General features: G+C 73.5%; 12 protein-coding genes. 4 read left to right on the top strand and 8 right to left on the bottom strand.

The genetic code is table 11. The features are described from left to right. Positions 1 to 25 precede the first annotated feature (25 nt). Positions 26 to 1,225 (top strand): cytochrome P450, encoded by a 1,200-nt coding sequence (locus ACJ5H2_RS20790; protein WP_408897344.1) that lies wholly within the window; start codon positions 26 to 28, stop codon positions 1,223 to 1,225. 10 nt (positions 1,226 to 1,235) lie between these two features. Continuing rightward, positions 1,236 to 1,793: a TetR/AcrR family transcriptional regulator gene (locus ACJ5H2_RS20785; protein WP_408897343.1), complete on the top strand. Its 558-nt coding sequence runs from the start codon at positions 1,236 to 1,238 to the stop codon at positions 1,791 to 1,793. On the opposite strand, the gene ACJ5H2_RS20780 is transcribed toward ACJ5H2_RS20785, so the two are convergent. From ACJ5H2_RS20780 to ACJ5H2_RS20750, 7 genes are all read right to left on the bottom strand, one after another. Then, the gene (locus tag ACJ5H2_RS20780) at positions 1,744 to 4,083 is read right to left on the bottom strand and encodes an arylsulfatase (RefSeq protein ID WP_408897342.1); all 2,340 of its coding nucleotides are present in this window, start codon (positions 4,081 to 4,083) and stop codon (positions 1,744 to 1,746) included. The two genes, ACJ5H2_RS20785 and ACJ5H2_RS20780, sit on opposite strands and share 50 nt — an antisense overlap. Positions 4,084 to 4,132: 49 nt before the next feature. Then, positions 4,133 to 5,080, bottom strand: coding sequence for a formylglycine-generating enzyme family protein (locus tag ACJ5H2_RS20775; protein WP_408897341.1), 948 nt, complete (start codon positions 5,078 to 5,080; stop codon positions 4,133 to 4,135). Positions 5,081 to 5,160: 80 nt separating this feature from the next. Next, the gene (locus tag ACJ5H2_RS20770) at positions 5,161 to 6,867 is read right to left on the bottom strand and encodes a dipeptide ABC transporter ATP-binding protein (RefSeq protein WP_408897340.1); all 1,707 of its coding nucleotides are present in this window, start codon (positions 6,865 to 6,867) and stop codon (positions 5,161 to 5,163) included. Continuing rightward, positions 6,860 to 7,753 carry an ABC transporter permease gene (locus ACJ5H2_RS20765; RefSeq protein ID WP_408897339.1) on the bottom strand — a complete coding sequence of 298 codons (894 nt, stop codon included), beginning with the start codon at positions 7,751 to 7,753 and terminating at the stop codon, positions 6,860 to 6,862. Before ACJ5H2_RS20765 ends, ACJ5H2_RS20770 begins: the two co-directional genes overlap by 8 nt. Beyond that, positions 7,753 to 8,712: an ABC transporter permease gene (locus tag ACJ5H2_RS20760; RefSeq protein WP_408897338.1), complete on the bottom strand. Its 960-nt coding sequence runs from the start codon at positions 8,710 to 8,712 to the stop codon at positions 7,753 to 7,755. The genes ACJ5H2_RS20765 and ACJ5H2_RS20760 overlap by 1 nt, the downstream gene beginning before the upstream one ends. A gap of 10 nt (positions 8,713 to 8,722) precedes the next feature. Next, on the bottom strand, positions 8,723 to 10,309 hold the full coding sequence (locus tag ACJ5H2_RS20755) for an ABC transporter substrate-binding protein (RefSeq protein ID WP_408897337.1): 1,587 nt from the start codon (positions 10,307 to 10,309) through the stop codon (positions 8,723 to 8,725). 48 nt (positions 10,310 to 10,357) lie between these two features. Then, positions 10,358 to 11,479, bottom strand: coding sequence for a hypothetical protein (locus ACJ5H2_RS20750; protein ID WP_408897336.1), 1,122 nt, complete (start codon positions 11,477 to 11,479; stop codon positions 10,358 to 10,360). A gap of 204 nt (positions 11,480 to 11,683) precedes the next feature. On the opposite strand from ACJ5H2_RS20750, the gene ACJ5H2_RS20745 reads away from it, so the two are divergent. Beyond that, positions 11,684 to 12,640, top strand: a complete 957-nt coding sequence (locus tag ACJ5H2_RS20745; RefSeq protein WP_408897335.1) for a TauD/TfdA dioxygenase family protein — start codon at positions 11,684 to 11,686, stop codon at positions 12,638 to 12,640. Positions 12,641 to 12,671: 31 nt separating this feature from the next. Next, positions 12,672 to 13,175, top strand: coding sequence for a mycothiol transferase (locus tag ACJ5H2_RS20740; protein ID WP_408897334.1), 504 nt, complete (start codon positions 12,672 to 12,674; stop codon positions 13,173 to 13,175). Between the two features lie 3 nt (positions 13,176 to 13,178). On the opposite strand, the gene ACJ5H2_RS20735 is transcribed toward ACJ5H2_RS20740, so the two are convergent. Beyond that, positions 13,179 to 14,195 carry a nitronate monooxygenase gene (locus tag ACJ5H2_RS20735; protein ID WP_408897333.1) on the bottom strand — a complete coding sequence of 339 codons (1,017 nt, stop codon included), beginning with the start codon at positions 14,193 to 14,195 and terminating at the stop codon, positions 13,179 to 13,181. Between the last annotated feature and the right edge of the window lie 4 nt (positions 14,196 to 14,199).

Below are 14,199 nucleotides of genomic sequence, written 5' to 3'. Positions count from 1 at the left end.
GGCTGGCATGTCTCACGATTGAGGCATGTCAGCCGATCTGTCTGAGGGTTACCGGCCGGGCGGCGGCGCCGCCTGGCGCAACCCCTGGCCGGGCTACGCCTGGCTGCGCGAGCACGCGCCGGTCCACCACGTCGTGCCTCCCGGTCGTCCCGAGGCCGACTACTACGTCCTCTCCCGGCACTCCGACGTGCTGGCAGCGGCGGTCGACGTCGCGACGTACTCCAGCGCGCACGGCCTGACGGTCGAGTACGACGAGCTCGAGCGGATCGGGCTGGCCGACAACGCGCCGTTCGTGATGACCGACCCTCCGGCGCACACCACCTTCCGCAGAATGGTCGCGCGCGGGTTCACGCCGCGGCAGGTGCGGGACCTGGAGCCTGCCGTCCGGGCCTTCGCCGCGGCGCGGCTCGAGGGGCTCCGGTCGGCCGGCGGCGGCGACGTCGTCGCCGAGCTGTTCAAGCCGCTGCCCAGCCTGGTCGTCGGCCACTACCTCGGCGTGCCCGCCGAGGACCAGCCGCGCTTCGACGAGTGGAGCAGTGCGATCGTGGCCGCCAACGTCGGCGACGGTGAGCTCGCGGCCGCCGACGCCGCGGCGGCGACCACCGAGCTGATGGGCTACTTCACCGAGCTCGTCGAGCGGCGTCGTGCGGAGCCGGCCGACGACACGGTGTCCCAGCTCGTGCTCGCCGACACGGACCTGTTCGAGATCCTGGCCTTCGTCTTCACCATGGTCGCCGGCGGCAACGACACCTCCACCGGCGCCCTCGGCGGCGCCGTCCAGCTCCTCGCCGCGCACTCCGAGCAGCGGGCCCTCCTCGCTGCCGCGCCCGACCTCGTGCCGGACGCCGTCGAGGAGATCCTCCGGCTCACCTCACCCGTGCAGGGTCTCGCGCGCACGACGACGCGTGACGTCGCGCTGCACGGGACGACCATCCCGGCGGGTCGCAAGGTGCTGCTGCTGTACGCCGCCGGCAACCGCGACCCCCGCGCGTACGGTCCCGACGCCGACGCGCTCGACGTACGACGCCGACCGCGCCAGGTGCTCAGCTTCGGCCAGGGCCACCACCACTGCCTCGGCGCCGCCGCCGCGCGGCTGCAGATCACCGTCGCGCTCGAGGAGCTGCTCGCGCGGATCCCCCACTTCAGCGTCGACGAGGACGCCGTCACCTGGGCGCCCGGCCCCTACGTCCGCCGCCCGCTCTCGGTCCCCCTGGTCGTGCGATGAGCGGGGCGCGATGAGCTGGGTCGACCGCCGCACGCCCGCCGTCGAGCGGATCCTCGACGCCGCCGGTGCGCTGTACGCCGAGCACGGCGTGGACGCGGTCGCGATGCGGGAGATCGCCACGGCGGCCGGCTGCTCCCGGGCCACGCTCTACCGCTACTTCCCCGACCGGCCGGCCCTCCAGTTGGCGTTCGTCCAGCGCGAGGCGATCCGCGTCGGTGGTCTGGTCGCCGCCGATGCGCCGGCGAGCGTGGCCGATGCCGTCCTGGCGGCACTGCGTCACGTGCGGGCCGCACCGGCCCTCGCTGCCTGGTTCCGGGAGCCCGATGCCGGGCGTACGGCGGTCGTCGCCCAGGGGTCCGAGGTCGTCGCCGCGCTCGGGCTCGGCATGGTGCCCGACTCCGAGTCCGCTCGCTGGCTGGTCCGCGTGATCGTCTCCCTGCTCACCGTCCCGGGCGGCGACGAGGCCGAGGAGCGCCGGCTGGTCGAACGGTTCGTCGTCCCCGTCCTGGGCCCGCGCGCTACTGCGCCACCAGTGCCGCCTCCACCTGCTGCTCGACCGACGGCGTGAGCGCGTCGTCGCCGGTGACGATCTCCACCTGCTCGATCCGGCCGGTGAACCGGTAGCCGTCGCGGGTGCCGTAGTCGTCGGTCACCGGGGTGCCTCGGTCGATCCCGACGTCGAGCGTCTGGTCCATCGAGAACATCCCGGGTAGCGAGCGCTCCAGCCGCCCCCGCCCGACCTCCACGCCGTCGAGGACGAGGGTGATGTCGGCGCCCTTGCCGAGCCCGCCGCCGTCGTACGCGAAGCGGAGCTCGGCGACGTGGTCGCCGTCGGTGAGGGCGCCGGACGCGCGGACGTGGGTCCACTCGACCGCCGCGTAGCTGTAGGCCCAGGTGAGGGTCCCGTCCTTGACGTAGAGCGACCAGCCGCCGAAGTAGCCGCCCTGCGCCACGAGCACGCCGCGGGTCGAGGGGCCGCCCGAGAAGGATGCGCGCACCAGATGCGAGGCGTTGCGCACGATCGGCACGGCGTCGTCGCGCAGCCGTCCCGAGGTCGGGCCGAGCACGATCGCGGTCGGCGGCGCCGGCCGGCTGCCGGCCGAGCGGGCGAACCGCAGCTTGTCGTCCATGGGCAGCACGTGGTTGCGCCGCGCCTCGGCGAGGAAGAGCTCCTGCAGCGCGGCGAGGCGCTCGGGCTCGGTGGCGGCGAGGTCGCGTGCCTGGGTCCAGTCCGTCGTCGTGTCGTAGAGCTCCCAGCGGTCGTCCTCGAAGCGCGGCGTCTCCGCGAAGCGGGGGTGCCAGGGCGCCTTGTGCGCCGCGACCGCGGTCCAGCCCTCGTGGTAGATCCCGCGGTTGCCGAACATCTCGAAGTACTGGGTCGTGTGCCGCTCCGGGGCGTCGGGCGCGTCGAAGGAGTACGCGAAGGACACCCCGTCCAGGGGCGACTGCTCCACGCCGTCGATGGTCTCCGGCACCGGCACACCGGCCACCTCGAGCAGCGTCGGCAGCACGTCGTTCACGTGATGCCACTGGTGGCGCACCTCGCCACGGGAGCGGATGCCGGCCGGCCAGTGCACGACCAGGCCGTTGCGCGTGCCGCCGTAGTGGGAGGCGACCTGCTTGGTCCACTGGTACGGCGTGTCCATCGCGACCGCCCAGCCCGCGGGGTAGTGGGCGTAGGTGTCCGGGCCGCCGAGGTCGCCGGGCCGCTCCGCGATGAACCGCGCGATCCGCTCGGGGTCCTCCTCGATGCCGTTGAAGTGCAGACCCTCGTTCAGGGTGCCGGCATCGCCGCCCTCGGCGGACGCGCCGTTGTCGCCGAGGATGTAGAGCACGATCGTGTTCTCGAGCTCGCCACGCTCGCGGAGCGCCTCGACCACCCGCCCCACCTGGGCGTCGGTGTGCTCCGCGAACGCGGCGTACAGCTCCATCAGGCGCTGCCCGGTCTCCCGCTCGAGATCGGAGATCTCGTCCCAGTGCGGGACGCCGGGCGTCCAGGGAGCCAGCTCGGCGTCGGGAGGGACGACGCCCAGCTGCTTCTGCCGCTCCAGCGTGATCTCACGCTGGCGGTCCCAGCCGTGGGCGAACTCGCCGCGGTACCGGTCGCGCCACTCCGGCGGGACCTGGAAGGGCGCGTGGGTCGCGCCGAACGCGAGATAGCAGAACCACGGCTTGTCCGGGGCGTGCCGGCGCACGTCGCCGGTCCACGCGATCGCGCGGTCGGCCAGGTCCTCGGAGAGGTGGTAGCCCTCGGCCGCCGTCCTCGGCGGGTCGACGAAGGTGGTGCCGTCGACGAGGGTCGGCTCGAACTGGCTGGCCTCGCCCCCGAGGAAGCCGTAGAAGCGGTCGAAGCCCTCGTGGGTCGGCCACCGGTCGAACGGACCCGCCGCGGTCTGCTCCCACGGCGGTGTCTGGTGCCACTTGCCGAAGGCGCCGGTGCTGTAGCCGTTGCCCTTGAGGATCTGCGCGAGGGTGCCGGCGCTGCGCGGCCGCTGGCCGTCGTACCCGGGAGCACCGGTGGAGATCTCCATGACGGTGCCCACCCCGACCGCGTGGTGGTTGCGCCCGGTCATCAGGGCGGCGCGGGTCGGCGAGCACAGCGCCGTGGTGTGGAAGCGGGAGTAGCGCAGGCCCTCGTCGGCCAGCTCCTCGGCCACCGGCGTGCGGCAGGGGCCGCCGAACACGGACGGCGCACCGAAGCCCATGTCGTCGAGCAGGACGACGAGCACGTTCGGCGCGCCCTCGGGTGCGTGCAGCCGCTCGCGCCGCGGCAGCTCGGCGACCTGGTCGCGGGCGTCGAGCTCGGCCTCGAAGGGCGGCCGCTCGCGGTGGAAGGGCAGGTGGGTGCGGTCGGTCATGGGGTGCTCCTGGGTGGGTCGGGGGAGGGGCGGACGGGAGGGCGGCGGGCTAGGACTGGGGGGAGGCGGCGCAGCGGAAGCCGATGTTGGCCGAGGCCGAGTCGGGGGTGTTGCCGGTGCGGGCAGCGACGCGGTAGCGGTTGCAGTAGGAGTCGTGGCACAGGTACGAGCCGCCGCGCATGACGCGATGGGTGCCACGCGCGGGTCCGCGGGGGTTCGCGGCCGGCGAGACGGCGTAGTAGCCGGGGTCGAACCAGTCGGCGCACCACTCCCAGACGTTGCCGACCATCTGGAACAGGCCGTAGCCGTTGGGCCGGTAGGACTTCACCGGTGCGGTGGTCAGGTGTCCGTCGTCGAGGGTGTTGGCGACGGGGAACTCCCCCTGCCACACGTTGAGCCGCCAGGCGCCGCCGTCGTGCAGCTCGTCGCCCCACGGGAACCGTCGTCCGGCGAGGCCGCCGCGGGCGGCGTACTCCCACTCGGCCTCGGTGAGCAGGCGCTTGCCGGCCCAACGGCAGTAGGCCTGGGCGTCGTTCCACGTGACGTGGACGACCGGGTGGTGCGGCAGGTCGCCGATCGACGAGAGCCGCCCGGCCGGGTGCCGCCAGTCGGCGCCCTTGACCGCGACCCACCACGGGGTGGTGTCCAGGCGGTGCAGCACGTCGGCGCGCCCGGCCCGGACGGCGAGGTGGAAGACCGCGGAGACGCCGAGCTGCTCGGCCTCGGTGACATAGCCGGTCGCCTTCACGAAGCGCGCGAACGCCGCGTTGGTCACCGCCGTCTCGTCGACCAGGTACGGCGCGAGGGTGACCTCGTGCACCGGCCCCTCCCCGTCGCCGGGCGCTCCGTCGCCGAAGGGGTCGCCCATGGCGAAGGTGCCGCCGGGGATGAGCCGCTGGCCGCGGGTGGTGGGGTGGGGGGTGGATGCTCGCGCTGCGGGGGGTGCGGATTCACCACGGGATGTAGGCGAATCCGAGGTTCCCGTGCGGAACTCCACCGGGGAAGTGACGGTTGGGCTACATCCCGTGGTGAATCCGCCACCGGCGCCGCGGACCCCACCCCCGCAGCAGGATCCGCTCACGACGCCAGCTCGCGCACCCGCCGGCCCCGGCGGGCCGGGTCGGGGACCGGGACGGCGTCGAGCAGCCGGCGCGTGTACTCCTCGGCGGGGCGGGCGAACACCGAGCCGACCGGACCGGCCTCGACCAGCTGCCCGCCGCGCAGCACCGCCACGCGGTCGGCGACCTGGTGGACGACGGCGAGGTCGTGGCTGATGAACAGGCACGCGAAGCCGAGCCGCTCCTGCAGCTCGCGGAAGAGCTCGAGCACCCGCGCCTGCACCGACACGTCGAGCGCGCTGGTCGGCTCGTCGGCGACGAGCAGGGCCGGCTCGAGGGCCAGCGCCCGGGCCAGCGCGATGCGCTGGCGCTGGCCGCCGGAGAGCTCGCGCGGACGGCGGGGGGCGTACGACGCCGGCAGCTGGACCGCCTCGAGCAGCTCGGCCACGCGGGCCTCGCGCTCCGCGGGAGTGCCGACCCGGTGGATGTCGAGCGGCTCGCGGATGCTGGCGCCCACCGCATAGCGGGGGTCGAGGGAGGCCTCGGGGTCCTGGTGGACGAAGGCCAGGCCGCGGCGCAGGTGGCGCCCCTGCGCACGCGGAGCCGCCAGCACGTCCTCGCCGCGCAGCAGCACCTGACCGGCCGCCAGCGGGACCAGCCCGGCCGCGAGCCGGCCGAGGGTGGTCTTGCCCGAGCCCGACTCCCCGACGAGGCCGACGACCTCGCCCGGCGCCACCTGGAGGGAGACGTCGGTGACGGCGGGGAAGGCCCGGCCGCGACGGCGCGAGCCGTAGTGGACGTGCACCTCGCGGAACTCCACGGCCGGCACCACCTCCGCGGTCGCCGTGCCGTCCGGCACCATCGCGCCGACCGCACCCACCGGCGTGCCGTCCGAGGCGCCGGCCCCACCGGAGGAGCGCGTCGGGGCGAGCTCGGGCAGCCGCAGCACGGAGGCGAGCAGCGTCTTCGTGTACGGCTCGCGCGGGTGCGCGAACAGGGCGCGGGTCTCGCCCTCCTCGACGACGTTCCCGGCCTGGAGGACGACGACCCGGTCGGCGATCTCGGCGACGACCCCCATGTTGTGGGTGATGAGGACGATTGCGGTGCCGGTCCGCTCGCGGATCCGGTCCAGCAGGCGGAGGATCTCCGCCTGCACCGTGACGTCGAGGGCGGTGGTGGGCTCGTCGGCGAGCAGCACCTCCGGCTCGTTCGCCAGGGCCAGGGCGAGGACGACCCGCTGCTTCTGCCCGCCGGAGAGCTGGTGGGGGTAGGAGCGCAGCCGACGCTCCGGCTCGGGGATCTCGACGGCGCGGAGCAGCTCGACCGCGCGCTGCTCGGCCTCCTTGCGCGAGGTGGTGCCGTGGGCGCGCAGAGCCTCGCGCAGCTGCCAGCCGATGGTGCGGACCGGGTTGAGTGCGGTCTGCGGCTCCTGGAAGACCATCGCGATCCGCGCCCCGCGGATCCGGTTGAGGCCGGCCTCGTCGAGCCCGAGGATCTCCTCGCCGCCGTACCGGATCGAGCCGGTGGCCCGGGCGCCCGGTGGGAGCAGGCCGAGCACCGCGCGGGCGGTCATCGACTTCCCGGACCCGGACTCGCCGACGAGGGCGAGGATCTCGCCACGGCGCAGGGTGACCGAGACGTCCTCGACGGCCGGACGGGGCTGGGCGAAGGAGATGGCGAGGTGCTCGATGGTGAGCACTGCCTCGGTGGAGTGGAGATCAAGCACGGCGAGCCTCCGAGAGGGACTGGGAGATGAGCAGGAGGCCGAGGACCAGGGCGACCACGACGGCCAGCGGACCCACGGCGAAGAAGGGGGCCTCGTGGAGCAGCCGGACGCCGTCCTTGATCAGGGAGCCGAGCGACGGGTCCGGCGGGCGCACCCCGAGGCCCAGGAAGCTCATCGCGCCCTCGATGAACACCGCGACGGACATCGAGACGGCGAGCTGGACGGTCAGCGGCTCCAGCGAGTTCGGCAGGACGTGCTTGCGCAGCACCCATGCCGGCCCGGCGCCCACCACCTGCGACGCCTCCACGAAGGGCATCTCGCGCACGGTGCGCACGGCGGTGCGGACCAGGCGCCCGAACACGGGCACCTCGAGCGCCACGATGACGATGCCCACGGTCAGCAGACCTGGACCGAAGAAGGCGGTCAGCAGGATGCCCAGGATCAGTGCCGGGAAGGCGAGCAGCAGGTCGAAGACCCGCTGCGCGACCACGTCGGTGACCGACCACCAGCTGGTGACCAGCCCGAGCAGCACCCCGAGCACGGCACCCACCGGGACCGCGGCGAACACGACGACCAGGTCGGCCCGGATGCCGTACAGCGTGCGGGACAGGATGTCCCGGTTGAGCTCGTCGGTGCCGAACCAGTGTCCCGCCGTGGGTCCCAGCAGGTTGGCGCCCGGGACCTGCTCGGTCGGGCCGTACGGCGCGAGCAGCGGACCGAGGATCCCGAGCAGCACCACCGCGCCGACGAGGACCAGCCCGACCAGGCCCCGCCCGTGCACCAGTGCATGGACGAGCCCGGGGCGCCGGGACGGCGCCGGGTCGCCCGGCACCGGCCCCACGGGCACGGGGGAGACGGGCTCCCGGAGTGGGACGTCGAGGGTCATCAGGAGACTCCGTTCAGCCGGACGCGCGGGTCGAGCCACGCGTGGACCAGGTCGCTGGCGAGCTGGGTCAGCACGAACACCACGACCGAGAGCAGCAGCAGGACCTGCACGACGGGGTAGTCGCGTGCGGAGATCCCCTGCTCGATGAGCCGTCCGAGGCCGGGCCACGCGAACACCGCCTCGACCAGGATGGCGCCGCCCAGCAGGGTGCCGAACTGGATGCCGAGCACGGTCACCGAGGACGGCAGCGCATTGCGCAGCGCCTGGGTGAGCACGATCCGCCGCCGGGGGATCCCGAGCGCGCGGGCGGTCGTGACGTACGGCTGCTGCAGCTGGGTGCGCAGCGCCTCGGTCAGGAAGCGGGTCAGCGCAGCCCAAGCCGGCAGCGCGAGCGCGAGGCCCGGCAGGATCAGGTACTGGAACGCGATGTCGGGCCGCGAGAGGAAGCCACCCGGCGGCGTGCCGCCGGCCGGCAGGACGGGGAAGCGCACCGCGAACACCAGGACCAGGAGCAGTGCGGTGGCGAAGGTCGGCACCGCCACCGCGGCCGTGTTGAGCACGGAGAGCAGGGAGTTGAGCCAACGCCGGTCGGTGACCACCGCGGCCGTGCTGGTGACCAGCGCGCCGACGGAGGCGAGCAGGAGGGCGAACAGGGTCAGCACCACGGTGTTGACCGCCCCGTCGGCGATCAGGCTGCCCACGTCGCCGCCCAGCTTGTACGACGGGCCGAGGTCGAGACGTGCCAGGTCGCCGAGCCAGTGCACGTACTGGCTCCAGAACGGCTGGTCCAGCCCGAGCTCCGCGCGGATGGCCGCGCGGGACGCGGGCGTGGCGTCCGGCCCGGCGAGCACCGAGACCGGGTCGCCGGGCACCAGCCGGATCAGGGCGAAGATCCCGATGGAGGCCAGCACCGTCACCAGCAGGGCCGAGCCCAGTCTGCTGAGGAGGTAGCGGATCATGGTCGTCGGCTCACTTCGTCAGGTAGGCGTCGTAGAAGATCGGCTCGCCGCGCTTGGTCTGGCCGACGTCGTGGACCCGGGTGCTGCTCGCGTCCTGCGGGAGGGTGATGGCGATCTCCAGCAGGAACGAGCCCTCCAGCAGCGCCTCGCTGAGGTCTGCGTACTCGGCCGGCTCGACGTCCTCGGGCTTCTGCTTCCACACCGACTCCGCCGCCGCCTTGTAGTCCTCGTCGACGTAGCGCGAGGCGTTGTGGTCGGCGTTGAAGGGGTACGCCGAGACCGCCAGCGTCGAGGGCGTGTAGTGGGCGTACCCGTGGCTGAGGATCCACAGCGCGGGGAACTTGGCCCCGATCAGCTGCTGGATCACCTGCGCCTGCTCCTGCGGGTCGAGCTCGACCTCGATCCCGACCTTCGCCAGGTCCGCCTGCACGATCTGGGCGATGGAGCCGTAGATGGGGTTCTCCGCCGGATAGGTCAGCGGCAGCGTGGGGATCTCCACGCCGTCGGCCTTCGCCTCGTCGACGAGCGCCTTGGCCTTGTCGAGGTCGAAGTCGTAGGTGGAGTTGGCCTCCTGGTCGTACGCCGGCGAGTACTCCGGCCACGGCAGGCTGATCGGGACCCCGGCGCCGCGCAGCACCTCGTCGACCACCCGCTGACGGTCGAGGGCGAAGGCGATCGCCTGGCGGACCCGGACGTCGGAGAGTGCGGGGTTCGTGACGTTCGTGCCGACGTACACCTGTCCCTCGGAGCCGTTCCACTGGCTGACGTGGAAGGAGTCGTCCTTGCCGAGGCTCTCGAAGTCGCGGTAGGACGCCCCGAGGATCAGGTCCAGCTGGCGGGCACGCAGCTGGGAGACCTGCGCCTGCGGGTCCGGGATCACGCTGATGTCGATCCCGTCCAGGGCGGGCTTGCCGCGCCAGTAGTCGTCGTTGCGGGTGAAGGAGATCTTCGAGCCCGGGCTCCAGCTGTCGAACTCGAACGGGCCGGTGCCGACGAAGGCCTTGCCCTCACGGAGCTGGTCGATCGTCTCGGAGTCGATGATCGGCAGCATGTCCAGCAGGTCGAAGACGTTGCTCAGCGGGTGCGCGAAGGTGAGCGTGATCGCGTGCTCCTCGCTGGTGTCGAAGCCGGTGATCGCAGCCGCGGTCCGCTGCAGCTGCACGGTCCACACCGGGTCGGCCCAGGTCTTGATGCTGAACTCCACGTCCTTGCTGGTGAAGGGACGCCCGGAGTGGAAGGTCACGTCGTCACGCAGCTGCAGGGTGAGCTGCGTGCCGTCCTCCGAGAGCTCCCAGGAGGTCGCCAGTGAGGGCTGCGGCTCGAGCTCGTCGAGCGGGTAGTCGATGAGCGAGTCGTAGACGCTGCCGACGAGGACGTTGATGGAGTCGCTGGAGTTGGTGAAGATCCGCGCGGGGATGATGTCCTGGAGCGCGCCGACCCGCAGCGTCCCGCCCTCCTGGCGCTCGCCGGAGCCGGTCTTCAGCTCGTCCACGGCGGAGGAGCACGCGCTCGCGGCGACGAGGGTGAGCACGGCCGCGGCCGTGGCGAGCAGTCGACGGGAGCGTCGGCGCGGGTGCGCGGGGGCAGAGGTGGACACAGGTGTTCCTTTCGCGGGGGTGGTGCGGGAGGTCCGAGAGGTGAGTGGTCAGGCGCCGCGTCGTCGTTGACAGGCGCCGTCGGCCTCGAGACAGGTGAGCTCGACCCCGGTGAGCTCGACACAGGCGAGCGGGTCGTCGAGAACGGGACCGAGCGCGACCGTGCAGGCGCTGATCGCCTGGATGTCGCTGCCGAAGCGGGTGAAGGACACGGGGACCGGGTGGGCGAGCGCCGTGCGCCCCTCGTAGGCGGCGACCACGACGTCGAGCAGACCCGGGTCGCCGGTGAAGGCCTGGCCGACGAGCACGACGCGGTCGGGCGAGATCATGTCGCGCACCGCCCCGGCCGTCGCGCCGAGCAGCCGGGCGCGCTCGGCGCCCTCCCGTGCCTCGACGGTGGCTGCCAGGCAGCCGGTGCGCCCGCAGGGGCACGGGACGTCGGAGCCGGTGGGGAAGTGGCTCAGGCTGGCGGCACGGGTGACATCGGTCTGGACGCCCCGGTCCACGGCCACGGACCAGCCGAACGTGTCGCGGGCGTAGACGTACAGCGTCAGCGCCCTGCCCTCCGCGGCGGTCAGCTCGCGCCGCGGGCGCCGGCGGTGCAGGAACTCGGCGGCGGCCACGGCGGAGATGTGGTCCCCGGTGCGCACGGGCAGGCCGGTCAGCTCGTGGAGGGCGGCCTCGGCCTCGCCGGGGACCTGGCCTATCTCGCGCCACGGGGCGACCAGGCCGGCGGCCAGCGGGACCCGGCGCGGGTGGGAGCCGAGGAGGGCTGCGGCCTGCCGGCTGAGCTCCTCGAGGTCGGGCTCGGCGCCGAGCGGGCGTCGTACCGTCGCCGAGGTGAGGACCCGCCCGGTGAGGTCCCCGAGCGCGACCGTGGCGATCCTGCGGCCGACGTGCACGCCGATCGTGAGATAGCGGTCCGGGTCGATCTCCACCGGTACGCCGGGCCGGCCGGTGGCGCCCGGCCGGGCGAGGTCGGGACGCTCGCGCAGGAGCCGGCGCTCGACGAGGAGGGCGACGGTGCGACCGACCGTCGCGATGCTCAGCCCGGTGGCGGCGGCGATCTCGTCGCGCGAGGCGCGCCCGGCCGCGCGGACCTGCTCGAGCACCTGGGTCGCCGTGGAGCTGAACCGTCCACGGGACACCGTGATGATCGGCGATCGCGTCACTGCGCACCTCCTCGGCCCGGGTTCCTGATCTGCTTTGTCTACCAACCTACTCGACAAACTCTAGATCATGCGGACGGCGCCGGTGCAAGCCGGTCCCGCGATCCGGTCACGTTCCGCTCACGGTGAGCGAAAGCCTTGTCCGGTACGGCGTTCGTGCCCACCGTTGGGCCACGTTCCCCAGCCGTCCGACCCGAAGGGCCCGCCATGACCATCCTCGACCGCGAGACCGCCCCCGCCACGAGCGACCTCACGAGCGCCGCGACCATCACCGTCAGCAAGCTCGGCAGCCGCATCGGCGCCCGCATCGACGGCGTCCGCCTGGGCGCCGACCTCGCGCCGGAGACCGTCGCCGAGATCCGCGCGGCCATCAACGAGCACAAGGTCGTCTTCTTCCGGGGCCAGGACCACCTCGACGACGACGCGCAGATCGCGTTCGGCGAGAAGCTCGGCCCGCTCACCACCGCCCACCCGACCGTCAACACCGGCAGCTCGCGGGTCCTCGCACTCAAGGCGACCAAGGGCATGGCGGCCAACTCGTGGCACACCGACGTCACCTTCGTCGACCGGGTGCCCGCGTTCTCGATCCTGCGCGGCGTGACCATCCCGGAGTACGGCGGCAGCACCGTGTGGGCCAACACGGCCGCGGCGTACGCGTCCCTTCCGCCGCAGCTCAAGGCGCTCGTCGACGACCTGTGGGCGGTGCACACCAACGACTACGACTACGCCAACCACTACACCGAGGAGGGCGACGCGAACACGCAGTTCAGCCGCGCGGAGTTCGCCTCGACCGTCTACCAGACCGAGCACCCCGTCGTCCGGGTCCACCCGGAGACCGGCGAGCGCGCGCTGCTCCTCGGTCACTTCGTGAAGAACTTCGTCGGCTTCAACTCCAAGGAGTCCGCCGCGCTCTTCAACCTGCTCCAGGACCGCGTGACCAAGCTCGAGAACACCGTGCGCTGGTCCTGGCAGGCCGGCGACGTCGCCGTCTGGGACAACCGCGCGACCCAGCACTACGCCGTCGCCGACTTCGACACCCAGCTGCGCGAGGTGCGCCGGATCACCGTCCAGGGCCCCGTCCCGGTCTCGATCGACGGCCGGGAGAGCCGGGTCCTGCAGGGCTCGGCCGACGTCTACAACCGGCTGGACGAGCTGATCAGCTGACGAGTCGCCCCGCCGGCGTACCGTCGGGGCCATGACACCCGCCGACCTGCTGACCGACGCCCTCTCCCGGGTGCTGGACGACGTCGAGGCGGTCCTCGACGGTCTCGACGACGCCACCCTCGTGCGCCGCGCGGGGCCCGACGCCAACACCATCGCCTGGCTGGTCTGGCATCTCACCCGGGTCCAGGACGACCACGTCGCCGACGTCGCGGGGACGGGACAGGTGTGGACCGAGGAGGGGTACGCCGAGCGCCTCGCCCTGCCGCTCGAACCGCACGACATCGGCTACGGCCACACGAGCGAGCAGGTCGGGGCGGTCCGCGCCTCGGCCGGCGCCCTCCTCGACTACTACCGCGCCACGCACGCCCGTACGCTCGCGTTCGTCGCGACCGTCAGCCCGGAGGACCTCGACCGCGTCGTCGACACGCGCTGGGATCCGCCGGTGACGCTCGGCGTCCGGCTGGTCAGCGTCGTCAACGACTGCACCCAGCACGTGGGGCAGGCGGCCTTCCTGAGGGGTCTCCTGCGGGGCTGAGTCTCACACCCCGGCGGCGAGCGCCCGGACGATCTCGCCGGCGGGACGTGCCTCGGCGCTGCGCCAGCCGGTGCCGGCCCACAGGTGCAGCCGGTGGGGGTCGCCGGCGCGGGCGGCCGCCCGGCGCAGGTCGCGGGTGAGGTGGTGCAGCTCCGGATACCCGTACGGCGCGGCCGCGTGGTGCCGCTCGGCGAAGGCGTTGCGCAGCGCCCGGGCGGGACGGCCGGTGAAGCAGTGGGTGACCACCGTCTCGGTGAACGCGGGGTCCGCCAGTGCGTCGCGGTGCGTGGTCGACGTCCCCGCCTCGACGGCGCGCAGGAGCAGGGTGCCGACGGCGACGGCCTCGGCGCCCGCCGCGAGCAGCTCCCGTACGGCGCCCGGCCCGTCCACCCCGCCCGCGGCGAGGAGCGGCAGCCGGGTCAGCCCGGTCACGGCCCGCACCACGTCCGCGGTCGGGCGGTCGGCGATCGCGCGGCGCGGGTCGAAGGTGCCGCTGTGGCCGCCGGCCGCCGGACCCTGGACGACGAGCCCGTCCACGCCGGCCTCCTCGGCCGCGCGCGCCTCCTCCGGGGTGGTGACGGTGGCGAGCACACGCGACCCGGCGGAGCGCAGGGCCGCGATGTCGGCGCGGTCCGGCAGCCCGAAGGTCAGCGAGACGACCGGTGCCGGGTCGCGGACCAGCAGGTCGACCTTCGCCCGCCAGGCGTCGTCGTCGTGCCGCGGCCGCGCCGGCAGGTCCACCCCCAGGACGTCGGCCTCGGCGCGGATCGCGTCCGCGTAGGCCGCGTACGCGGTCGGGTCGATCGCGCCCGGCTGCGGCACGAACAGGTTGACCCCGAACGGCCGCCCCGCGCCGTGCGCCGCCGCCAGGTCGGAGGCGAACGCCTCGGCCGACAGGTAGCCGGCGGGCACGAAGGCGAAGGCGCCGGCGTCCGTCACCGCCGCTGCCAGCTCGGGGGACGAGGGGCCGCCGGCCATGGGTGCCGCGGCGAGCGGGAGTGCGGAGTCGAGCAGGGGCACGCGA

It is taken from the genome of Nocardioides pymetrozini (assembly GCF_046058985.1).
Lineage (GTDB): Bacteria > Actinomycetota > Actinomycetes > Propionibacteriales > Nocardioidaceae > Nocardioides.
This window is presented reverse-complemented; position numbering and strand designations above follow the sequence as displayed.

Excerpts from the sequence above, each read along its gene's own strand:
- ACJ5H2_RS20765 (WP_408897339.1), bottom strand. The coding sequence starts at position 7,753 with ATGACCCTCGACGTCCCACTCCGGGAGCCCGTCTCCCCCGTGCCCGTG.
- ACJ5H2_RS20745 (WP_408897335.1), top strand. The coding sequence starts at position 11,684 with ATGACCATCCTCGACCGCGAGACCGCCCCCGCCACGAGCGACCTCACG.
- ACJ5H2_RS20785 (WP_408897343.1), top strand. The coding sequence starts at position 1,236 with ATGAGCTGGGTCGACCGCCGCACGCCCGCCGTCGAGCGGATCCTCGAC.
- ACJ5H2_RS20760 (WP_408897338.1), bottom strand. The coding sequence starts at position 8,712 with ATGATCCGCTACCTCCTCAGCAGACTGGGCTCGGCCCTGCTGGTGACG.
- ACJ5H2_RS20790 (WP_408897344.1), top strand. The coding sequence starts at position 26 with ATGTCAGCCGATCTGTCTGAGGGTTACCGGCCGGGCGGCGGCGCCGCC.
- ACJ5H2_RS20740 (WP_408897334.1), top strand. The coding sequence starts at position 12,672 with ATGACACCCGCCGACCTGCTGACCGACGCCCTCTCCCGGGTGCTGGAC.
- ACJ5H2_RS20780 (WP_408897342.1), bottom strand. The coding sequence starts at position 4,083 with ATGACCGACCGCACCCACCTGCCCTTCCACCGCGAGCGGCCGCCCTTC.